The sequence below is a fragment of the Leeuwenhoekiella marinoflava DSM 3653 genome (assembly GCF_900129005.1).
GTDB lineage: Bacteria > Bacteroidota > Bacteroidia > Flavobacteriales > Flavobacteriaceae > Leeuwenhoekiella > Leeuwenhoekiella marinoflava.
In genome coordinates this window covers 28,540-50,643 of the sequence record NZ_FQUN01000026.1, presented here as the reverse complement: position 1 = coordinate 50,643, position 22,104 = coordinate 28,540, and the positions used below count along the sequence as shown (strand labels likewise).

Below are 22,104 nucleotides of genomic sequence, written 5' to 3'. Positions count from 1 at the left end.
TTATGAGTTTAGAATCAATAGCTAAAGCGAAAAGATTAAGGCCGCTAAAATTGAGTGGTTTAGAGCCGTTGGTAGTTACTCCGGAAAGCAATTTTGTGAATGTAGGAGAGCGTACAAATGTGGCAGGTTCGCGTAAATTTTTAAGACTCATCAATGAAGAGAAATTTGATGAAGCTTTGGATATTGCCCGTGATCAGGTAGAAGGTGGCGCACAGATTATAGATGTCAATATGGACGATGGTCTTATTGACGGAAAAAAGGCAATGGTTACGTTTCTCAATCTTATTGCAGCAGAGCCTGATATTTCACGCGTACCTATTATGATAGACAGTTCTAAATGGGATATCATAGAAGCAGGCTTACAGGTCGTTCAAGGTAAATGCGTGGTGAATTCCATTAGTTTGAAGGAAGGAGAATCCGAATTTATTGACCACGCTAAAAAAATAAAGCGATACGGTGCCGCTGTGATTGTGATGGCATTTGATGAGGTCGGTCAGGCTGATAATTATGAGCGTCGTCTGGAAATTACCAAACGCAGTTATGATATTTTAGTTAATCAGGTGAAATTTCCTCCTGAGGATATCATTTTTGACTTGAATATCTTTCCAGTTGCTACCGGAATGGAAGAGCACCGTCTCAATGCTATAGATTTTATCGAAGCCACACGTTGGGTAAAAGAGAATCTACCTTATGCACATGTGAGTGGCGGTGTGAGTAATGTTTCGTTCAGTTTCCGTGGAAATAATGTGGTGCGTGAAGCGATGCACTCGGTGTTTTTATACCACGCGATTAAAGCGGGGATGAACATCGGCATCGTTAATCCTACGATGCTTGAGATTTATGATGATATTCCTAAAGATCTTTTAGAGCACGTAGAAGATGTTATCTTAGATCGTCGCGATGATGCGACAGAGCGTTTGCTCGATTTTGCCGAAAGTGTAAAAGGTAGCGCAAAAGAAAGAACAGTTGACCTCTCTTGGCGTGAAGAACCTTTACAAAGCCGTATAACACGAGCTTTGGTAAAAGGTATTGATGCTTATATTCTAGAAGATATTGAAGAAGCACGCTTGGCTTCAGAAAAGCCATTGCACGTTATCGAAGGGCATTTGATGACCGGTATGAATGTGGTAGGTGATCTTTTTGGTGACGGCAAAATGTTCCTTCCACAGGTGGTAAAATCTGCTCGAGTGATGAAAAAAGCGGTTGCTTATTTATTGCCTTATATCGAAGAAGAAAAGTTGAAAAATCCACCGCCAGCTTCAGAAAAGGCGAAGTCTAATCTCGTCCTGATGGCAACCGTTAAAGGGGATGTGCACGATATTGGCAAAAATATTGTGAGTGTGGTTTTAGCATGTAATAACTATGAAATCATAGACATGGGTGTGATGGTTCCACCAGAAAAAATCATCGCAACTGCAAAAGAGCGTAACGTTGATATTATAGGACTTAGCGGACTCATAACACCTTCTCTCGACGAGATGGTTTTTCTCGCAAAAGAAATGAAGCGTCAAGATTTTACCGTTCCACTTCTTATAGGTGGAGCAACAACCAGTAAAGCGCATACCGCGGTAAAAATTGATCCGGAATATCCGGAGGCTGTTGTTCATGTGAACGATGCTTCTCGAGCGGTAACGGTGGTAGGAGATCTTCTCAATCCGGATTCGAGACTAAAGTATAAAGCAGACATCAAAGAAGATTATGCTTTGTTTAGAGAGCGTTTTTTAACACGAGGAAAAAAGCGTGATTTCTTAACAGTAGAGCAAGCGCGTGAGAATAAATGGAAACTAGATTGGGATAATTTTGAAGCTTTTAAACCTAAAGAATTAGGCGTTCAGATTCTTGAAGAATTTGATCTGAACAAGCTTGTTGATTATATAGATTGGTCACCATTTTTCAGAAGCTGGGATTTACACGGTAAATATCCAGATATTTTAGAAGATGATGTAGTGGGTGAGCAAGCACGTGAGTTATTTGCTGATGCTAAAGGGATTCTGAAAAGGATTTTAGAAGAAAAATTACTGACTGCAAAAGCGATTTTTGGACTTTTTGAGGCCAACACCATAAACGATGATGATATCGAGATTTTTACTTCGAGCGCAGTCGATAAGCAACAAAAATTTATTTTTAGAACGCTGCGTCAACAAAGTAAAAAGGCATCAGGCAAACCCAATATAGCGTTAGCCGATTTTATCGCTCCTAAAGAAAGTGGTAAACAAGATTATATGGGATGTTTCTGTGTGACAGCAGGTTTCGGTACGCAAGAACTCGCTGCGAAATATGAAGCAGATCACGATGATTACAACAGTATAATGGTTAAAGCTTTGGCAGATCGTTTTGCTGAAGCTTTTGCAGAATATTTACACGAGCGTGTTAGAAAAGACCATTGGGGCTATGCAAACAATGAATCGCTAAGTAATCTGGAGCTCATCAAAGAAGCGTATAAAGGAATTAGACCTGCACCGGGATATCCTGCTTGTCCAGACCATTTGGAAAAGTTGACCATCTGGGATATACTTGATGTAAATGAAAAAATAGGTGTAGAGCTTACCGAAAGTTTGGCAATGTGGCCGGCAGCTTCAGTAAGTGGGTATTATTTTGCAAATCCTGAAGCGCGTTATTTTGGCCTTGGAAAAATCAAAATGGATCAGGTTAAAGATTTTGCAGAACGCAAAGGAATAGAAGTGCGTCTTGCTGAAAAATGGCTTAACCCTAATATTTCGGACCAGTAAAAACCTTAGCGCAAGCATCGAAGCATTTTAGTCTCGATTATCGAGTAATAAAACAACTAAGACAACCAAAAATAAAAGCCTGCAATTGCAGTTAGTTAAGCAGGTAATCTACTTATGAAAATTACAGATCACATAAAAAAGGCAAACGGTAAGACCTTATTTTCTTTTGAATTGATTCCGCCTAGAAAAGGAAAAAGTATTCAGGAGTTGTATAATAATATTGATCCTTTAATGGAATTTAAGCCTCCATTCATTGATGTTACTACGTCACGTGAGGAGTTTGTTTATATAGAGAAAGATGGATTGTTAGATAAGAAAGTAACCCGAATGAGACCGGGGACTATAGGTATTTGTGCTTCTATAAAGCATAAGTATAATGTAGATACTGTACCTCATGTTTTGTGTGGAGGTTTTACTAAGGAAGAAACCGAATATATGCTTGTTGACTGTCATTATTTAGGCATTCATAACCTGATGGCATTACGTGGTGATGCGATGCGCGAAGAGCAGTATTTTAAACCCACTCCGGGTGGTCATGAATATGCTTTGGGTCTTGTAGAGCAAGTAGCCGAAATGAATAAAGGACATTATTTGAACGGTATGGTAGAAACTTCAGACTGTTCTGATTTTTGCATAGGTGTCGCTGGGTATCCAGAGAAACATTTGGAGGCTCCATCTCTAAAAACAGACTTAAAACGCCTGATTCAAAAAGTTGAGGCTGGTGCAGATTATGTTGTGACTCAGATGTTTTTTGATAATAAAAAATATTTTGAGTTTGTTGATCTGGTACGGGCTGAAGGAATAGATATTCCTATTATTCCCGGTATTAAGCCTATAGCTGTTAAACGTCATTTACAATTGTTACCGCAGGTTTTTAAAATAGATCTTCCACAGGAATTGATAGAGTCTGTAGAATCGTGTAAAAATAATGCAGATGTACGTCAAGTAGGAATTGAGTGGGCTATTCAGCAATCTAAAGAGCTTATGGAAGGTGGTGCGCCAGTATTACATTATTATTCTATGGGTAAAAGCGATAATGTACAAGCAATTGCATCTGCGCTTTTTTAACAAGTCTATTACTAATAATATTTGATACATTTGCCGGATACCCTATTTTGAATGAAATATAGAATTCTTATTGCCCTATTTGCTGTAGGTTTTGCTTATGGTCAGGAGGCCGAGGTTAAACCTTATAACTTTGATGTTAATTATACTTACGGAAGTATTCTTGAACATAATAAAGATGTCTCTCATTTAATCACCGGGCATCCTACAGGTGTCATTCTTTCTTATAACCGGATGACGTACGGTTTTAATGAGTGGGAAGCGCGTTATAATTATCCTGATTATGGGTTTTCTTTTGTAGCCCAAGATCAGAAAAATCCGAATTTAGGTGAGAATTATGGATTATACGGGCATTTTAATTTTTATGCACTCAATAGGCATTTAATGGTACGTATAGCTCAAGGTGTTGCGTTTACAACAAAGCCTTTTGATATAGATAAGAACTTTAGGAACAATGCATACGGCTCTACGTTATTGAGTTCTACTTATATAATGGTTAATTATAAGCAACCTAATATCATAGATCGAATAGGACTGCAAACGGGGATATCATTAATTCATTACTCAAATGCAAATGTTCGTGCTCCTAACGCAAGTACTAATTCGTTTACCTTTAATATTGGGTTGAATTATCAGCTGGATAGTGAGGAGCTTCCTGATTATATTCCGAAAATCAAAAGTAGATATACAGAGCCTATAAAATGGAATCTCGTTTTACGAACCGGTGTAAATGAGAGTGATTTTATAGGTTTAGGTCAAGAATCATTTTTAATTGTTTCTTCATTTTTAGACAAACGTATTTCGCATAAAAGCAGTTTACAGGTAGGAGCAGACCTTTTTTTAAGTCCGTTTTTGAAAGATCAAATTGAATACGAGTCAATAGCCTTTGCTAGTCAATATGGAACCACTGGTGATGAAGATTGGAAGCGTGTTGGAGTGTTTGTTGGTCACGAATTGCATTTTAATAAAAATGCATTTGTAACGCAATTTGGGTATTACGCTTACTACGATTATGATTTCGAAGGACGTGTGTATTTTAGAGGAGGCTTAAAGCGTTATTTCAATGATAATATATTTGGTGCGATTACTTTAAAATCTCACGGAGCCAAAGCTGAAGCTGTAGAATTTGGAATAGGTATTAGACTCTAATAATAAACGGTCCATTTCTTAAATTCTTTCGATTTAAATTTCTCTAATAAATAGGTCAATTCTTCAGGGAGTGATTTTTTTGTCTTGATAAGCAATACATTATTCTTATCATTAAGCAGTTCTTTTAGCCGCTTCATTTGACCTTCTTCATTGAGAGGTAAGTAACTTTGTTTCCAAACATCTGTTTTCTCAAAACGGGTGTCTCGCTTCGCTTCAAAATTGGTGTCATAAATTGTAATTATCCGTTTATCAAGATAGAAAGGCGCAGACGATAACAAGTTATCATAAATGAGTACTTTATAATCGGTATCAGCGCGTTCTGTTTTTATAAATTCATATTGAGGTTTCGGTGAATTAATAACAAAACTATTTTGAGCACTAAAGCTGGTGTGAATTATAATTACAAAACAGTAAGCAACCGTGCTAAGCGTGAGGATTTTAAATCTAAATGCAAAAGCAGATTTGTAAAATAAATAATAGGCTGTGGCTAAAGCTGAGATCAATAAAAATAATGCAAGCCAAATATTGAAGGAAATCATTGGCATAATGATCAAAGCGATGATTATAAGACCCAATAAAATATAAGCGCCTTTAAAAGAAATTAAATATATCTTCTTTGATGCTTCAGAATACTTAATAAAAATAGTACCGAAGAATAATGCTAAAACCGGATATAAGGGTAAGATGTAAAGAATCAACTTTGACGAAAAAAGGGAGTAAGCAATTAAAATAGCTAAAGCTGAATATCCACATGTTTTGGTTTCTCGATCAAGACTGATTATACTTTTGTCTTTATAAAGATTCAATACAATAGGCACCAACCAAGGTAAGCAAAGTAGTGGAGCAAAAACTAAATAGAACCAAATAGGCTTCGCCCTGTGAAAAGTTTCGGCAGCTACAGTACGAGCTATGATTTGTTCCTGTATAAAATAATCCCATAAAGCTGGTTTTTCAGCAACAATTACGGCAAACCAGGATACTGATAGTACCAACAATAAGATTAAACCTGAAATGCTGTGAATACTCAGTTTTGGTTTTTCTTTATAGATGATTTTATAGCATAAAATAAATAGTGTTGTTGGTAAAAAAGCAACCGGACCTTTAGTAAGAAAGCCTAATCCTAAAGCTATATAGAATAGATATAGATATGCTTTTTTATTATTTACCTTGACCTGAAGCCATAAATAAATACTCCAGATGATAAAAGTTGCTAAGTATGCGTCTGTGGTTAAATTCCGTGCTGCAATTAGCGCGATAGGAAATGAGAAATAGATAAGTGCAGCAGCTATGCCAATCTTTTCATCTTTAAACCAAAGTCTACCAATTTTAAAAATCAATAATAATTGAAGAATTAGTGCAAGGCTCATAAAGAACCGAGCGCCAAATTCATTAAAACCAAAAACTTTATACCCAATGGCAGTAATTGCATAGGTGATAGGAGGCTTGTGATAATGACCTATACCTAGCAGGGAAGGATGAATAAAATCATTACTCATTGCCATCTCACGGCCAATTTCAGCATAACGGGCTTCGCTGCTTTCAGTAAGGCCCCAACTCCCTAATCCAAGAGTCAGAAGAGCAAAAAGTAGTATCAGAACTACGTAGAATTTTTTAGTCAAAGCTTGATTTTAAAGTGCTAAAGTTCTTATTTAAAATACGTATCCTGAAAATTTATTTACTGAATTTCATTCAATATTAAAAGCAAGCAAAATATACAGTGGTCATTCTCTTTCTTTTTGCCGTAATTTGCCTAAAAATTATTGCTTTCATGCGCAGCCTTGTTTTAGTACTCTTAGTAATCTTTGTTTCTTGTAATTCTGAAAATGCACCAGACTGTTTTCAAACTTCGGGAGATACCGTTGAGGTAGAATATCAATTAGAAGAGTTTAATAAACTTCGTGTTGAGACCGATGTAATTGTCTATCTCAAGCAAGGCGACGAATATAAAGCGACGCTACGTACCGGTAAGAACTTACTTTCAGAGGCATTGATAGAAGTTCAGGATGGGGTTTTGGTACTTCGTAATGATACACGTTGTAATCTCTTAAGAGAGTATGGCAACTTTGAGGTTTTTGTTACCGTCCCTAATCTTACTGAAATTCGTCATAACTCTGCGCGCGAGATCTACAGCGACGGTACATTGGTTTTTCCTGATTTGTATTTAGTGAGCAATACCTCAATAAACTTAGATGTCATTCTAAGAAAAACAGGTGAGTTTCATTTAGATCTGGATACCGAAAACCTTAGGATTGATGCAAACGGTAAAAGTGTTTTTTACATGACTGGAGAAGCAGAAAATATGAAGCTTGGTTTTCAAAATGAAAATCCACGTTTTGAAGGTCGAGATTTTATAGTGCAAAATATCGAAGTTTATCACAGGGCGCCTAACAAAATGATTGTAAATCCACGGCAAAGTTTAACGGGTGTTATTACCGGTACAGGAGATGTCATTTCGGTAAATCGTCCTCCGGTTGTTGATGTAGAAGAGCGTTACACAGGCCGTTTAATTTTTGAGGAGTAAAAAAGATATATGAAGCGCTTTTTACCCGTATTTCTAATTTTATCTTTTTTTAATCTTACAGCTCAGGAAACTGATTTTACTAAAGAAAAAAAGCCAGTTTCTTTAGATGCTTCTTTTTTCTACGGAAGCATTCTCGAGCACAATCCCGATATCAATCACCTCATAACCGGTCATCCTACCGGTTTTCTTTTGAGTTATAATCGCAAAACCTATGGTTTTAATGAGTGGGAACGTCGTTATAATTATCCGGATTGGGGTTTTTCAATGGCATATCAGAATTTGCATAATGAGTATCTGGGCGAAAACATAAGCTTTTACGGTCATTTTAATTTCTATTTCTTAAACCGAAATGCCTACTTCCGTATTGGGCAAGGCTTTGCTGTAGCGGGAAGTCCATATGATGCAGAGACCAATTATCAGAACAACGCGTATGGTACCAAGCTTTTGAGTTCTACGTACATCGCCTTGCAATACAACAAGCAAAACCTGTATAGAGGTTTTGGACTCAATGCCGGTTTTACAATCATACATTATAGCAATGCCAACTTGCGGGCTCCTAATAACAGTACCAATACGTTTGCTTTTAACGTAGGAGCTAATTACAACCTGAATTATAAGGAGATGCCAGATTTTATTCCGGAAGGGGAACGCACAAAATACACAGAGCCTATTCACTACAATTTGGTTTTGAGAGGCGGAGTTAATGAAAGTGATATCGTTGGTCAGGGTCGGTTTCCGTTTTTTGTAGTTTCTGCATTTGCAGACAAACGCATAAATCATAAGAGTACCTTACTTGCCGGTACAGATGTGTTTTTAGCTTATTTCTTTAAAGAATTGATCAAGCTTCAGGCAGCTTCTTTTCCTGAGTTAGGCGTTAGCGGAGATGAAGATTGGAAGCGTGTAGGGCTTTTTATAGGTCACGAGTTGCGGTTTAATAAAATCGCTTTTGTTTCTCATCTTGGGTATTATATCTATTATCCGTATGAATTTGAAAACCGATTCTATAATCGCTTGGGTTTAAAGCGTTATCTTACAGACGCTATCTTTGCTTCTGTTACGGTAAAAGCGCACGGTGCCAAGGCAGAAGGAGTAGAATTTAGTGTGGGATATCGTTTTTAAGCTACTCGTTTCGGTCTGAGATTAGAAGCGGAAAACGAAACTGCTCCTTTTAAAAATATAGTTTAGTTTTATTCCTCACGTTTTCACATCTTTGTAGCTGTTTTTATGGTAAGAAATCTAGTTCTTTTGGCGTTTGCCGTTTGGGTTACCGGTTGCAAAGATATTGAGACTAAAAAAGTGTCTTCTGATACGTTTCTAAAGGAAGAACTCAAGAACCTCAATATGAATGAAGTTGAAGAATATCCTTCTTTTGCTTCGTGCGATTCAATCGAGGGACAAGATGCCGTTTACGAATGCTTCAAAACCGAACTTGCGCTTAATTTTCAGCGCCAACTTTCTGCAAAAACTATTATTGTTGAATCTGAATTGAACGATACAATTTGGTTATATCTGAGTATCTCTGACTTGGGTGATCTCAAGATCGAGCAAACCGAAATCCCCGACACAATCGCCAAGCAATTACCACAGTTGGAAGCTTGGCTAAAAGATAGCCTAGATTCTCTGCCTAAAATTTACCCAGCTCATAAACGCGGCATCCCTGTGAAAACCATGTTTAAAATGCCGATCGTTATTCAGGTTGAGTAACTATTTCTTAAAGGTTCTGCCTTTCCATTCAAATTTACCAAACTGACTTGCCAGTGCGATATATAAGGTAAAAAACGGATAAACCACCGCCACAAGAGGAATGTAAACCAACTTCTTTTTTTGATTAAAAAGAGATGCAGTTTGGTATATCAATAAAAAATCTACGGTAACTTTCAATAACAATAATGGCCAGATTTCAGGATGAAAAACTATTGTAAATAGAGCGGCATTCCCTAGCAAAACCAGTAGAGAAGTCAGTATAGCAAACCAACTTGTGTATGCTGAAGCTTTTGCAGCCCAACGTTTGCGTTGGTCCTTCAAGCTTTTCCAGTTAGGTTGTGTCTGGGTGATTACGAGTGCTTCGGATGTTTTAAGGTAGTGCACTTTCTTAGGCATTTCTTTGATGAATTTTTGCATCAAAAAGACATCATCGCCACTCGCTAAGTGGTCCGTTTCCGCATATCCTTTCAATCTTAAGAATTCGGTTTTAGAAAAAGCAAGATTGGCACCGTTACACATAAATGCTTGCTGGAGTCCAAAGCTTCCAATAGTCGCACCTTGTAAACTTAAAAAGTCAAGCTGCTGAAACGTATTGAAAAATCCTTTAGATTCAAAAAAGCAAACCGGACCGGCAATAAATTGACTATCCTCGGCTCTGATTTTTTGAGTATAATGTTGCAGCCATAACTCCGGCACTTTACAATCTGCATCAGTTGTGATAATCCATTCAAATTGTGCTTTGCTGATTCCTTTAGCTAAAGCATCTTTTTTAGGAGAAGTCGAAAAGCGTTCGTTTTCTATAACTATAATTGAGACTTCGGTTTGCTGTTGAAACGCTTCAACAAGAGCCACAGATGCGTCGGTTGAAGCATCGTCAATGAGTATGATTTCAAAATGTGATTTTGGATAATTCAAATCTGAAAGTGATTCGAGTAACATGTTGAGGTTCTCAGCTTCGTTTCTAAACGGAATAATTATCGAAAATGAAGTATGATGAGTAGAAGCAGATTTAAGTGTATCAGTTTTCAAACGTTTAAAGCCAAAGCACAAAACTACAATAAGAAGGGTGTAGAGTATTAAGAAGGCAGAGATGAGGATCACGCTTATTATGTTTAGCTTTGTGGTAGCTTCAAAGATGTAAAAAAAATAGCGCTTGAAATCAGAAAAAATCATTTTAGGGATTGACCCGGGAACCACGATTATGGGTTTTGGCCTCATTAAAGTGGTGAATAAGAAGATGGAGTTTATTCAGATGAACGAACTACTGCTTAAAAAGTACGATGATCCTTATGTGAAACTGAAACTCATTTTTGAACGCACTATCGAACTTATAGATACCTATCATCCCGATGAGATGGCACTCGAAGCTCCGTTTTTTGGTAAAAACGTACAATCTATGCTTAAGTTAGGGAGGGCGCAGGGTGTGGCGATGGCTGCAGGTTTATCACGACAAATTCCTGTGACGGAGTACCTTCCAAAAAAAATAAAAATGGCGATTACCGGTAACGGAAATGCGAGCAAAGAGCAGGTTGCAAAAATGCTACAGAGTCTCCTCGGACTCAAAACGCTTCCTAAAAATCTGGACAGTACAGATGGTCTCGCAGCTGCTGTGTGTCATCACTTCAATGCCGGTCGTGTTGAAACCGGTAAAAGCTACACCGGTTGGGATACTTTTGTTAAGCAGAATGAAAAGAGAGTTGCATCCCCCAAACCCCCAAAGGGGGCTTAACGCAGTATTCTATGAAAATCAAAGATTTTCCACACGCAGGTGAAACTCCCCCTTTTGGGGCTGGGGGGAGCGGTGTTGGACTATACATTCACATCCCTTTTTGCAAGCAGGCGTGTCATTACTGCGACTTTCATTTTTCGACTTCATTGAAGAAAAAGAATGAATTAGTTGATGCTTTGTGCCAAGAGATGATCCTGCGGAAAGATGAAATCCCTGGGCCGTTACAAACCATTTATTTTGGCGGAGGAACTCCCAGTCTATTAGAGGCTGAAGAATTAGCGCAAATCTTTAAGACGATAGATTCTCATTTTGAAGTAAATCCTGATGCTGAAATTACCCTCGAAGCTAACCCCGATGATCTTACCGAAGCCAAACTGAAAATGCTTGCAGCATCTCGAATCAATAGATTGAGTATAGGTGTGCAGTCTTTTTTTGAGGAAGATTTAAAACTGATGAATCGGGCGCATAATGCCATCGAAGCGGTAACATGTTTGGAACTTGCTAAAAACTATTTTGATAATATTTCAATTGATCTCATTTACGGGATGCCCGATATGAGCGACGCACGTTGGCAAGAAAACCTAGACAAAACTTTAGCGCTTGACATTCCGCATATATCGAGTTATGCGTTGACCGTTGAACCCAATACAGCTTTGCAGAAATTTATAGAAAAAGGTGTGGTAAAGCCTGTTGATGATGCAGTAGCGCAAGGGCATTTTGAGATCCTAATTGAGCGCATGCAACAAGCGGGTTTTGAGAATTATGAGTTTTCTAATTTTGGGAAACCGGGCTATTATTCGCAAAACAATACAGCATACTGGACGGGGAAATCCTATCTGGGAATTGGTCCTTCAGCTCACAGTTATGATGGTGAAACCCGCAGTTGGAACGTCAATAGCAATCCTAAATATATTAAAGCGATACAATCAGGAGAACTACCCATTGAGCGCGAAACACTTTCGGTAACCGATAAATACAACGAATACGTTATGACAGGGCTGCGTACAATTTGGGGAATTTCATTGATCAAAATTGAAGAATCTTTCGGTTTAAAATTTAAAGAGTATGCGCTGCAACAGGCTCAGAAACATATAGAAGAACATTTGCTGTTTTTAGATCAAGACCGGATTGTAGTCACTCAAAAAGGTAAATTTTTAAGCGATGGCCTCGCAAGCGATTTGTTTTTAATCAATCTTTCGTGACATTTTTACTGTAACATTTTAGCAAAATTCTTAACTTATCAAAGTAGATAACCAGCCAGAACAAAAGAATGCGAGCAAAAATCACGATTAATTCCAACGACTATACTATAGATTTTACAAAACCATTAGACATAAGTATTCCCATCGTAAGCGGAGATAAAAATCCTGTTGCATGGTATTTAGATGCGCCTAATGTTGAGCCTGTGAAAGTGGGTAAATGGGTGGCAGCTGTTGCACAGGGTTCTGTGGTTAATTTCAATACGATAAACTTTAATCCCCATGCACATGGCACACATACCGAGTGTGTAGGTCATATTACCGAAAAAGTACATAGTATTAATAAGAGCTTAAAGACTTTTATGTTTACTGCAGAGGTTATTACACTAGTGCCCGAATCGTATGCAGACGATCTGGTTTTTACTAAAAAGCAAGTGCAAAAAGCAATTGGTTCAAAAAGACCTGAAGCGCTTGTGATACGTACATTGCCTAACACGACAAGCAAAAAAAGCAGAAAATGGTCTAATACAAATTGGCCTTATTTAATGGCTGAAGCTGTTGCATATATTAGAGAATGCAGTGTAAAACACTTGCTTATAGATTTACCTAGCGTAGACAGGGAGCGTGATGAAGGAGCTTTAGCAAGTCATAAAGCTTTTTGGGATTTAGAAGGTAAAATACGTATGGATGCTACTATTACCGAAATGATATTTGTTCCGCATAAAGTAAAAGATGGTAGTTATCTTCTTAACCTGCAGATCGCATCTTTTGAAAATGATGCGAGCCCTAGTAAACCGGTACTTTATGCTTTAGAAAAGTAATAATGAAAGCACTACTCAAATTTGAAGAATTCGGTTCTTTGCTTTTAGGGATCTATCTTTTCAGCATCCTAGACTTAAACTGGTGGTGGTTTATAGGTTTGTTTTTAGCTCCGGATGTTAGTGCTTTGGGGTATTTGGCAGGATCTAAAATAGGTGCTTGGTGTTATAATTTTTTGCATTTAAAAAGTTTAGGAATACTCTGCTACCTATTAGGAACCGTATTCAACCTTATAGAATTTCAAGTTGCGGGATTAATTATTTTTTCTCACGCTGCTTTTGACCGTTTGTTGGGATACGGATTGAAATATGAAACCGGTTTTAAAGACACGCATTTAGGGAAAATAGGCAACTAACCTTATCTTTGATTTATGGAATATCTATTCATAGGTTTAGTGGTAGGCAGCGTAATTGCTTACTTAGTTTTTAATCGTTTCAACAAAAGCAAGCGCCAGCAAAATGCACAGCAACAGTCTGTGGTTTTGATGGAGAAAATACGCAGCGTGTGTAAGTTTATAACAGTAGAAGGAGATTTCTCTGAAATTTATCACTATCAGAATGTAAAAGATAAATGGCTCAACCTCTTCTTAGGAAGCAAAAAAGCATTGGTTCTGATTGACGCTAAAGCCTATGTGGGTTTTGATCTCACCAAAATTAAAATGCATCCTGATGTAAAGAATAGAACCATTGTGTTAACCGATTTTCCACAACCGGAATTACTGAGCATTGAAACCGATTTTAAGTATTACGATAAAAAAGAGGGTTGGGCAAACCCATTTACTTCAACAGATTTAACTGAAATAAATAGAGAAGCTAAGCAGCATATTGTCGACAAAGTACCGCAGAGCGGTTTGTATGGCGAAGCTTCAAAACAAGCTTTAAGTACGGTTTCTCTTATGGAAAATCTGGTGCAGACCATTGGATGGAAACTGGATTATAAAGCTTTAGAAACTGCTGTTGAAGCACCCCGATTAAAAGAAAAAGATGCAGCAAAAGCAGTTTAGTGTAAAGCCGATTTCAGAAAAAGATTGGCCGGTGTTGAAAGAACTCGTCGACGAGGTTTGGCCCGCGACGTTTAAAGATATTTTATCTGAAGATCAGATCAGTTATATGATGGAGGTGATGTACAGTATTCCTTCATTAAAAAAGCAAACTGAAACCGGAAGCCTATTTTATATACTTTTCGATTCAGAAGAGCCGGTGGGTTATTTAGCGATTATTCCGCATTATTCAGATAAGCGCTTAAACGCAGAAGCTACACTTACCAAAGTAGATAAAATCTATGTGCTGCCAAAAACACAGGGAACAGGAGCCGGACGTTTTTTAATGGACTTCGCTTTCGCGGAAGCAAAAAAAGCAGAAGATGCCGGAGTAATGCTCCATGTTAATCGGGGTAATAAGGCCACATCCTTTTATGAGTATTACGGTTTTAAGAACAGCTATTCCGAGGATTTTGATATTGGTAATGGCTATTTGATGGAAGATTATATTATGTATTATCCGTTTTAAATTAATAAATAAAAAAAGTTCCTTTCCTTCTGGGAGAGGTCGGGAGAAAGCAATGAACATCGACAACTTCAGAGAATACTGTTTAAGAAAACCCGGCACGACTGAAGAATTTCCGTTTGATAACGAGACCTTGGTGTTTAAGGTTATGGGAAAGATGTATGCTCTTAGCGGACTCAAAACCTGGGAGGAAGGAGAGCCGCGTGTCAATCTAAAATGTGATCCTGAGTACGCTCAGGAATTGCGTGCGGAATATCCAGATAGTGTGCTTCCTGGTTTTCATATGAACAAACACCACTGGAATACCGTGGTGCTCAACGGTGAAATTTCAATGAAACAACTGCAGCAATTTATTGATCATAGCTACAGTTTGATAGTAAGCAGTCTTACAAAAAAGCTAAAAGAGCAATTAAAAAGTCTGGATTGATTCTGAATATCTAGCTTTACAAAAATCATTTCTTCAATCAAACGCATGCAGCATCCAAAAGAGCATTACACCTCAAAAATAGCAACTTACCAAGAGCAGCTAAAAAAAATCCAGTCGCTATTATTTTCAAGCAGTATGATACGGCTTGCAATCTTTTTAATAGGTGTTGCGGCTGTTTATTTCTTATGGGGAAACACGCGGATAATTATCGCGGTAATTGTGGCGGAAATCATTCTGTTTCTGACTTTGGTTTCCAGACATTCCCGTTTAAAATACAAGCGTGATTTTTTACAAGAAATGATCGCTATAAATGAGACTGAAATCAAGGTGCTCAATCGAGATTTTCATGAACTGCCAGATGGAGATAGTTTTAAGAACCCGCTGCACGAATTCAGTCAGGATGTTGATCTTTTTGGACGGGGTTCCTTCTTTCAATACCTTAACAGAACCGGATTAGAAAGTGGGAAGCAAAAGTTGGCTGCCTTACTTACGGCCAACCGTATTGATGAAATTCCTGAAAAGCAAGAAGCCGTAAAAGAACTTGCCGATCAACCAGATTGGCGTCAGCAATTTAGAGCTACTGCAGCACTGGTAAAAGCAGATTACAGTGTCGGGGCAATTCTAAACTGGTTAAACGTCTATAAGAGCTTTGTTCCTAAAATCATGCAATGGTTACCTAATGTCTTTACGGCAGTTTCATTAGTTTTATTTGTGCTGTCTTACCTGAATATCATTTCAGGTAACATTGTTGTTTACTGGTTTTTTACAGGCTTGATTATTACGGGTGCGTACGTTAAGAAAGTAAATGATTTGTGGAGTAAAGCAGGTAAAACACAAACGACTTTTGAGCAATATTATAAGTTGATGTTGTTGCTGGAAGAGCAAGAGTTTACTTCGGTTTATTTGAAGCGAGAGCAGGATAAAATTAAATCTCAAAAGGCAAAAGCTTCAGTGGTGATGGAACAGTTTTCAAAAATGCTGGGTATTCTCGATCAGCGCTCTAATATGTTTGTCGGGGTTTTTATCAATTCGTTTTTTCTTTCAGATTTGAGACAATGTTTCCGCATAGAAAAATGGATTGCTACATATGCAGATGAAGTTGCAAACTGGTTTGAGGTCATTGCTTTTTTTGATGCACAAAACAGTCTGGGTAATTTTAGATTCAATCATCCTGATTACGCTTTCGCGGAAATAAAACCTGGAAAACATACGCTAAATGCTGCTAATCTGGCACATCCGCTACTCGATCCCAAGAAGGCGATCGCAAATGATTTCCATATAGATAGTGAGCAGTTTTTTATCATCACAGGAGCTAATATGGCCGGGAAAAGTACGTTTTTGCGAACGGTTTCTTTGAGTATCGTGATGAGTAATGTAGGCTTGCCTATTTGTGTGAAAGGAGCGATTTACAGTCCTATAAAATTGATTACGAGTATGCGCACCAGCGACTCGCTTACTGATGATGAGTCGTATTTCTTTTCAGAATTAAAACGCCTGCAGTTTATTGTTAATGCAATAAAAACGGATACCTATTTTATTATTCTCGATGAGATTCTAAAAGGAACAAACAGTACCGACAAAGCAATCGGTTCTCGCAAGTTTATAGAGAAACTGGTCGCGTCAAATTCTACAGGTATTATCGCTACTCATGATCTGAGTCTTTGCGAAGCAGCAGATGTTTTGGATGATGTGAAAAACTATTATTTTGATGCGCAGATAAAAAATGACGAACTCTTTTTTGATTACACCTTCAAAAAGGGAATCTGTCAAAATATGAATGCGTCTTTCCTGCTGCGAAAGATGAACATTATCGATGCTTAGATGGATTCACTAACGCAAATCGTTCTGGGTGCGGCAGCAGGTGAAGCTGTATTAGGAAAGAAAGTAGGTAATAAAGCGATGCTTTACGGAGCGATTGCCGGTACTATACCAGACTTGGATACGCTCGTGGGTAAATTTTTAGATCCCTTGACGGCGATAGAAATTCATCGCGGACTCAGTCATTCTATCGTTTTTAGTGTATTGATGGCGCCTATTTTAGGCTGTCTGGTTTCTAAAATTCATAAAAAGGCAGTTGCCACCTGGAAAGATTGGTCTTGGCTTTTTTTCTGGGGTTTGCTCACACATCCTTTACTTGATGCCCATACCACTTGGGGAACACAGTTTTTTTGGCCTTTTGATTTGAGGTTGGCCTATCAAAATATATTTGTGATCGATCCGCTCTACACGTTGCCTTTTCTCGTGTTTTTGGTTCTGGCAATGCGCTTGCCTAGAGCTTCCGCAAAGCGGAAAAAATACAATCGCTTAGGCTTGATTGTGAGTTCAGGATATATGATTCTGACTTTGATTTTAAAAGGTGTCAGTTATCAAAAATTCACAGATGCGCTGGATGCTCAAAATATTAAATACACAGAGATTGATACGCGTCCGGCAGCTTTCAATACCATTTTATGGTATGCTAATGTAGACGTGGGAGATGCGTATTTGCTGGGGGATTATTCCTTTTTTGATACAAAGCCTATTTCTTTTAAAAGAATAGCAAAAAACAGAGATGCATTAGGTAAGTATGAAAATTCAGAAACAGTACAGCGACTGGCTAAAATTGCCGAAGGTTGGTACGCAATAGCGGAACGTGAGCAGCATTTGTTTTTTAATGATTTGCGTTTTGGTGTTTATGACCTAGAGGCAGAAAACTTAAAGTTTGTATTTAGTTATCAGCTTGTTCCAAATCAATATGACAAACTGGATATCATTGAAGCAAAACGCGACCCTGAAGCAATGAAGCAAGTTTTAAGTAGTTTGTGGAGCAGAATCTGGGGGAATTGAAAAAGCCATTATACGAGAGAAGATAGCAGGATCTAGGGTGAAGGGTCACATTAAGCTTGTCGAAATGCAATCAAAAGAGATTAAATAACGAATCACAAAAGAATGAACTACAAACTTTCAGAAATAACACCTCAAGAAATTATGCCGGGTTATCATGGTAAACTGGTGCATACACAAAATACTTCATTGGCTTTTTGGGAAGTTGCCGAAGGAGCAGAAGTGCCGAAGCACAGTCATATGAACGAACAGATTATGCATGTAATCGAAGGTGAATTTGAGTTTACTCTAGATGGTAAAACCGAAGTATATTTTCCCGGGGATATTGTGGTGATAGCGCCGCATCTTTCGCACAGCGGAAAAGCACTTACGCCATGTAAATTACTGGATGTGTTCAGTCCTACACGGGAAGAATATAAATAAGCTCTGATTTTAGAAAAAGGAAGATAAAGAAGAGGTTAAAGACTGAAGAAAGAACAAAATAGGATTGAATAGAATCTATAAAATTTTAATGTCAGGTCGAGCGCCGTCGAAACCTTTTCAGAAGGATTTCATTTCAAGCCTCTCGATTGCGCTCGAGGTGACCATAAATCAGACAGGTTAAATGGATAGCATCTAAAAATAAATTCTAATGAACATCAATTTAAGCGGAAAAAAAGCACTCGTAGGAGCGAGTACATCAGGAATTGGTGAGGCAATCGCAATACAGTTGGCTGCGAGCGGAGCGACTGTTACGCTAATGTCGCGTTCTCTTGATAAGTTGGAAGCGGTGAAGTCTGTTTTGTCAACTAACGAAGGTCAGCAGCATCAAATTCTTCAGGTAGATTTTACCGATTTTGAAGCCTATCAAGTTTTGATTTCCGAGTATTTTGAGAACAATTCCGTAGCTATTTTAGTGAACAATACACAAGGCCCTGAAGCCGGTACAGCTCTGGATAAGAGCATTGCAGATTATCAGGAGGCTTTTGACTTGTTGTTTAAAACCGTTGCTTTTACAACAGCATTAGCACTAAAATCAATGCAGAATAACAAATGGGGCAGGGTGATAAATGTAGCTTCGGTTACAGTAAAAGAACCCTTGTCGTATTTGGTATTGTCTAATTCTGTACGTGCCGCTGTGGTAACTTGGGCAAAAAGTCTGGCTACTGAAGTTGGTAAAGATGGAATAACTGTAAACAGCATCCTCACGGGTTATTTTAATACGGAACGCATAAAAGCGTTGAATGCTCAAAAAGCAAAAGAGCAAGGCATTTCTGAAGATGAAGTTCTTAAACAACTGGAAGCTGCAGTTCCTGTAAGGCGCATTGGCGATCCTGCTGAGTATGGCTATTTAGTTGCATTCTTAGCCTCAGATTTTGCCGGCTATATCACAGGTACTCAAATTCCTATTGATGGAGGAGCGTTGAGTAGTTTATAAAAAGCTAGAATTTTTTAGAAATTTTAGTATTTATCCTGAAGGAATTATTGGAGTTGAGACTTCGGGTATCGAGAATCAATTTGGGTCCGATATCAAATTCTAAATCGTCAATACTAGCTTTAATTCCCATCCCAAATTCACTTTGTTCAAACAGTGGATTCATATAGGATTGACTTTCTCCTGAATTGTTAATAGGACGATCAACATATTTACCTAAAGCATAAATTTGAATATTTGATTTTACATCATAAGTGAGTACAATTTCAGTCATTAATTGAATGTCTGGTAGTTTTGATGACAACGTGAGTCCTTGAACTGTGTGACCAGCAGTAAAACTTATTCCCATCTTGTTATTGTAAAAACTCAAGGTGTTTTTATAGGTTTTAAAAAACCCGTAATTGGCATAGACTTCAAATTCTTTCTGTTGATTAAATGTACTTTTAAACTTCTTAGGATTTGTTTTAGTTTCAGTTTGAGCAATGAACTCGTTGCAGAAAAGACCAATTATACTTATCGTTAAAATTTTTTTTAAATAAATCTGAACGTAATTCTTGATCCACATAATATCTTTTTTTTTAAAGACCCTTCTTATTAAAAACAGTTGCAGCTATTTACAACTAAAATTATGAGCTATTGTATTTTGCTTCAGAACTTGTTAGGTATGTCATGGGTAATCAGACTTCCATTTACGGTGGAGCGATGAGTAATTTGTGATTCTATCCCGTTTCTGCAGTAATATACTCCCGCGGACTCATTCCTTTCTGCTTCTTAAAATACCGGTTAAAATTAGAAACCGAATTAAAACCACTCGAGAATGCGATACTTGCTATCGATTCTTGATTTTCGGGAGTGCGTAATAATTGGCAGGCATGTTCGGTGCGCAGTTCTAATAAAAACTGATAGAAGGTTTTATTTGTTCGTTCTTTAAAAAAGCGACAAAACGCGGTAGGACTCATCACGGCAACTTCGGCAATCTCATCCAGAGTAATACGTTCTTGAAAATTACTCAGGCAATAGCCAAAAACATTACTCATGCGCTGCCCTTCAGTATCCGTGTATTTCGTGTTCTTAGTGAAGTTAGATAGCAATTCTTTAGGAGCTGCATAGATTGCGTAGAGCAATTGTATAAAACTCATAAAGCGTTCCAGATTTGGCAAGCTTTTCAGACTAACAAATTCTTTTTTTAAGTTTTCGTTTTTATCCTGAACTCTAAAACCGGAAGCAGCCTGATTGAAGAAAAGTTCAAATTCTTTCAACTCTTCAGTTTCAAAAAAAGAGGAGCCAAAACTTTCCCGGTTAAAGAAGATCGTAAGCATATGAGAAAAGCCTTCTTCCTGTGTGTCGCTTTTAAATACGTGCGGCAAGTTTCCGCCAAAAACAAGCAGGTCTTTTGGCTTAAAGCGACTTACCGTATCACCAACCAATAAAGTCCCTGTTCCTTTTAAGATATAGCTCATTTGTATCTCAGGGTGCTGGTGAAGCTTATCATAAAATAGCGGCTCTAAATCTTCTTGTAAGATGAGTGCGTTATTGCCAGACTTGGGTATTTTAAATGGTAAGACCTTCACTAGTTAGAATTTGACGTTTTTTTTGTGTAAAAATCACTAATTGTGCTAATATGTGCAAACTTTTGGTTAAATAGTACAAAATGAAAGCTTTGAAACCCCTTTACATTTGTACCATCTATAAAATATCAGAAACTATGCAAATCAATTGGGAAGGCGTTATGCCGGCAGTAACAACAAAATTTACAGCAGATGATCAATTAGATCTTGATCTATTTGAAGTAAACATAAAAGCACAGCTTGACGCTGGTGTTCACGGAATCGTATTAGGCGGTACTTTAGGAGAAGCAAGCACGCTAACCGATGAAGAAAAAACGATACTTACTCGTAAAACAGTTGAGATTGTTGCAGGTTCTGTGCCGGTGATGATGAACATTGCAGAGCAAACTACAAAAGGAGCTATTGCTGCGGCAAAACAAGCTGAAGAAGATGGTGCTGCAGGATTGATGATGTTGCCTCCTATGCGTTATAAAGCAAGTGATCGTGAAGTTGTAGCATTTTTTAAAGCAGTTGCACAGAGCACTTCTTTGCCTATTATGGTTTACAACAACCCGGTTGACTATAAAATTGAAGTGACTTTAGATATGTTTGAAGAGTTACTTGAAGAACCTAATATTCAGGCGGTAAAAGAGTCTACTCGTGACATTTCTAACGTGACGCGTATTAAAAACCGATTTGGAGATCGTTTAAAAATAATGACTGGTGTAGATACTCTTGCTTTAGAAAGCTTATTAATGGGTGCAGACGGTTGGGTTGCTGGGTTGGTTTGTGCTTTTCCTGCAGAGACTGTAGCTATTTATGAATTGCAAAAAGCAGGTCGTATTGCTGAAGCATTAGAGATCTACCGTTGGTTCTTACCACTTTTAGAGTTGGATATAGATGCACAATTGGTACAAAACATCAAACTTGCAGAAGTTCATACTGAAATAGGTTCTGAGTACGTGCGTGCACCACGTTTACCTTTAGCTGGTGAGCGTCGTGAAGAAGTATTGCAAATCATAAAAGAGGGTTTAGCAAGCAGACCTACATTGCCTGAGTATAAAGGAATCAATGCAGAAATGGCTTAATTTATTGGCACCGCCAAAGGGTTAATATCCCGAGGCTTGCCTCGAAATTGAAAATTGGTTTCTAATGAATGCCTCGTGGGCTTGCCCCGAGGTAGTTTACTTTCGCAAAAGCGGAAGTTTAAAGGATGGAATAATTGGTGAGAAATTGAGCCCGAAGCGGTTCGTTTAATATTAGATTTTAAGTTTAGCTGTTTGGAAATTTTCAAGCTAAAAATTAAGCTGAGGGCTCATTTTTAATCAATCTTTAATAGATTGAAAACCAAAATATAAATCATAGCTTCAAAAGCACCGCATTCGTGGTGCTTTTGGCGTAAACTACCTCAAGACTAGTTCTGGAGCTGGTTTTGATATTAAATTTTGATTTTCGGGAGAACCCGATAAAAAC

At 37.9% G+C, this 22,104-nt stretch carries 22 protein-coding genes; 18 read left to right on the top strand and 4 right to left on the bottom strand.

Features of this window, described 5'->3' with window-relative positions:
• The first annotated feature begins 2 nt into the window (after window positions 1-2).
• The 3 genes from metH to BUB91_RS19130 all read left to right on the top strand — a co-directional run bounded on the left by metH (window position 3) and on the right by BUB91_RS19130 (window position 4,943).
• Window positions 3-2,729 (top strand): methionine synthase, encoded by a 2,727-nt coding sequence (metH, locus tag BUB91_RS19140; protein ID WP_073100790.1) that lies wholly within the window; start codon window positions 3-5, stop codon window positions 2,727-2,729.
• Between the two features lie 114 nt (window positions 2,730-2,843).
• Complete coding sequence (metF, locus tag BUB91_RS19135) at window positions 2,844-3,797, top strand: methylenetetrahydrofolate reductase [NAD(P)H] (protein ID WP_073100789.1); 954 nt, start codon at window positions 2,844-2,846, stop codon at window positions 3,795-3,797.
• 51 nt (window positions 3,798-3,848) lie between these two features.
• Window positions 3,849-4,943 (top strand): acyloxyacyl hydrolase, encoded by a 1,095-nt coding sequence (locus BUB91_RS19130; protein ID WP_073100788.1) that lies wholly within the window; start codon window positions 3,849-3,851, stop codon window positions 4,941-4,943.
• On the opposite strand, the gene BUB91_RS19125 is transcribed toward BUB91_RS19130, so the two are convergent.
• The gene (locus BUB91_RS19125; RefSeq protein ID WP_073100787.1) at window positions 4,940-6,562 is read right to left on the bottom strand and encodes an ArnT family glycosyltransferase; all 1,623 of its coding nucleotides are present in this window, start codon (window positions 6,560-6,562) and stop codon (window positions 4,940-4,942) included. The genes BUB91_RS19130 and BUB91_RS19125 overlap by 4 nt on opposite strands.
• A 149-nt stretch (window positions 6,563-6,711) precedes the next feature.
• Here BUB91_RS19125 and BUB91_RS19120 point away from each other — a divergent pair, with 149 nt between their 5' ends.
• The 3 genes from BUB91_RS19120 to BUB91_RS19110 all read left to right on the top strand — a co-directional run bounded on the left by BUB91_RS19120 (window position 6,712) and on the right by BUB91_RS19110 (window position 9,168).
• Window positions 6,712-7,464 (top strand): head GIN domain-containing protein, encoded by a 753-nt coding sequence (locus BUB91_RS19120; protein ID WP_073100786.1) that lies wholly within the window; start codon window positions 6,712-6,714, stop codon window positions 7,462-7,464.
• Between the two features lie 9 nt (window positions 7,465-7,473).
• The gene (locus tag BUB91_RS19115; protein ID WP_073100785.1) at window positions 7,474-8,583 is read left to right on the top strand and encodes an acyloxyacyl hydrolase; all 1,110 of its coding nucleotides are present in this window, start codon (window positions 7,474-7,476) and stop codon (window positions 8,581-8,583) included.
• 105 nt (window positions 8,584-8,688) lie between these two features.
• Window positions 8,689-9,168: a hypothetical protein gene (locus BUB91_RS19110; RefSeq protein ID WP_073100784.1), complete on the top strand. Its 480-nt coding sequence runs from the start codon at window positions 8,689-8,691 to the stop codon at window positions 9,166-9,168.
• Here BUB91_RS19110 and BUB91_RS19105 read toward each other — a convergent pair whose 3' ends face one another.
• Window positions 9,169-10,197 carry a glycosyltransferase family 2 protein gene (locus tag BUB91_RS19105; protein WP_164917886.1) on the bottom strand — a complete coding sequence of 343 codons (1,029 nt, stop codon included), beginning with the start codon at window positions 10,195-10,197 and terminating at the stop codon, window positions 9,169-9,171.
• Between the two features lie 124 nt (window positions 10,198-10,321).
• Here BUB91_RS19105 and ruvC point away from each other — a divergent pair, with 124 nt between their 5' ends.
• The 11 genes from ruvC to BUB91_RS19050 all read left to right on the top strand — a co-directional run bounded on the left by ruvC (window position 10,322) and on the right by BUB91_RS19050 (window position 19,087).
• A complete protein-coding gene (ruvC, locus tag BUB91_RS19100; RefSeq protein ID WP_073100783.1) occupies window positions 10,322-10,897 on the top strand; it encodes a crossover junction endodeoxyribonuclease RuvC in 576 nt (191 codons plus the stop codon).
• A gap of 11 nt (window positions 10,898-10,908) precedes the next feature.
• A complete protein-coding gene (gene hemW, locus BUB91_RS19095; RefSeq protein WP_083558055.1) occupies window positions 10,909-12,099 on the top strand; it encodes a radical SAM family heme chaperone HemW in 1,191 nt (396 codons plus the stop codon).
• Between the two features lie 68 nt (window positions 12,100-12,167).
• Window positions 12,168-12,917 carry a cyclase family protein gene (locus BUB91_RS19090; RefSeq protein WP_073100782.1) on the top strand — a complete coding sequence of 250 codons (750 nt, stop codon included), beginning with the start codon at window positions 12,168-12,170 and terminating at the stop codon, window positions 12,915-12,917.
• Window positions 12,918-12,919: 2 nt separating this feature from the next.
• Window positions 12,920-13,270 (top strand): DUF4260 domain-containing protein, encoded by a 351-nt coding sequence (locus BUB91_RS19085; protein WP_073100781.1) that lies wholly within the window; start codon window positions 12,920-12,922, stop codon window positions 13,268-13,270.
• A gap of 15 nt (window positions 13,271-13,285) precedes the next feature.
• Complete coding sequence (locus BUB91_RS19080; RefSeq protein ID WP_073100780.1) at window positions 13,286-13,918, top strand: DUF4230 domain-containing protein; 633 nt, start codon at window positions 13,286-13,288, stop codon at window positions 13,916-13,918.
• Window positions 13,899-14,423: a GNAT family N-acetyltransferase gene (locus BUB91_RS19075; protein ID WP_073100779.1), complete on the top strand. Its 525-nt coding sequence runs from the start codon at window positions 13,899-13,901 to the stop codon at window positions 14,421-14,423. Before BUB91_RS19080 ends, BUB91_RS19075 begins: the two co-directional genes overlap by 20 nt.
• A gap of 52 nt (window positions 14,424-14,475) precedes the next feature.
• Window positions 14,476-14,847, top strand: coding sequence for an MmcQ/YjbR family DNA-binding protein (locus BUB91_RS19070; protein ID WP_073100778.1), 372 nt, complete (start codon window positions 14,476-14,478; stop codon window positions 14,845-14,847).
• A gap of 45 nt (window positions 14,848-14,892) precedes the next feature.
• On the top strand, window positions 14,893-16,668 hold the full coding sequence (locus BUB91_RS19065) for a MutS-related protein (RefSeq protein ID WP_073100777.1): 1,776 nt from the start codon (window positions 14,893-14,895) through the stop codon (window positions 16,666-16,668).
• Window positions 16,669-17,673 carry a metal-dependent hydrolase gene (locus BUB91_RS19060; RefSeq protein ID WP_073100776.1) on the top strand — a complete coding sequence of 335 codons (1,005 nt, stop codon included), beginning with the start codon at window positions 16,669-16,671 and terminating at the stop codon, window positions 17,671-17,673. It begins immediately after the preceding gene.
• A gap of 102 nt (window positions 17,674-17,775) precedes the next feature.
• Window positions 17,776-18,093, top strand: a complete 318-nt coding sequence (locus BUB91_RS19055; RefSeq protein ID WP_073100775.1) for a cupin domain-containing protein — start codon at window positions 17,776-17,778, stop codon at window positions 18,091-18,093.
• Between the two features lie 208 nt (window positions 18,094-18,301).
• Complete coding sequence (locus BUB91_RS19050; protein ID WP_073100774.1) at window positions 18,302-19,087, top strand: SDR family oxidoreductase; 786 nt, start codon at window positions 18,302-18,304, stop codon at window positions 19,085-19,087.
• A gap of 4 nt (window positions 19,088-19,091) precedes the next feature.
• Here BUB91_RS19050 and BUB91_RS19045 read toward each other — a convergent pair whose 3' ends face one another.
• Window positions 19,092-19,649: a hypothetical protein gene (locus tag BUB91_RS19045; protein WP_073100773.1), complete on the bottom strand. Its 558-nt coding sequence runs from the start codon at window positions 19,647-19,649 to the stop codon at window positions 19,092-19,094.
• Window positions 19,650-19,803: 154 nt separating this feature from the next.
• Window positions 19,804-20,655 carry an AraC family transcriptional regulator gene (locus BUB91_RS19040; protein WP_073100772.1) on the bottom strand — a complete coding sequence of 284 codons (852 nt, stop codon included), beginning with the start codon at window positions 20,653-20,655 and terminating at the stop codon, window positions 19,804-19,806.
• A 134-nt stretch (window positions 20,656-20,789) separates the two neighbouring features.
• Between BUB91_RS19040 and BUB91_RS19035 the strand changes: the two genes are divergently transcribed.
• Window positions 20,790-21,719 (top strand): dihydrodipicolinate synthase family protein, encoded by a 930-nt coding sequence (locus BUB91_RS19035; RefSeq protein WP_073100829.1) that lies wholly within the window; start codon window positions 20,790-20,792, stop codon window positions 21,717-21,719.
• The last annotated feature ends 385 nt before the right edge of the window (window positions 21,720-22,104 follow it).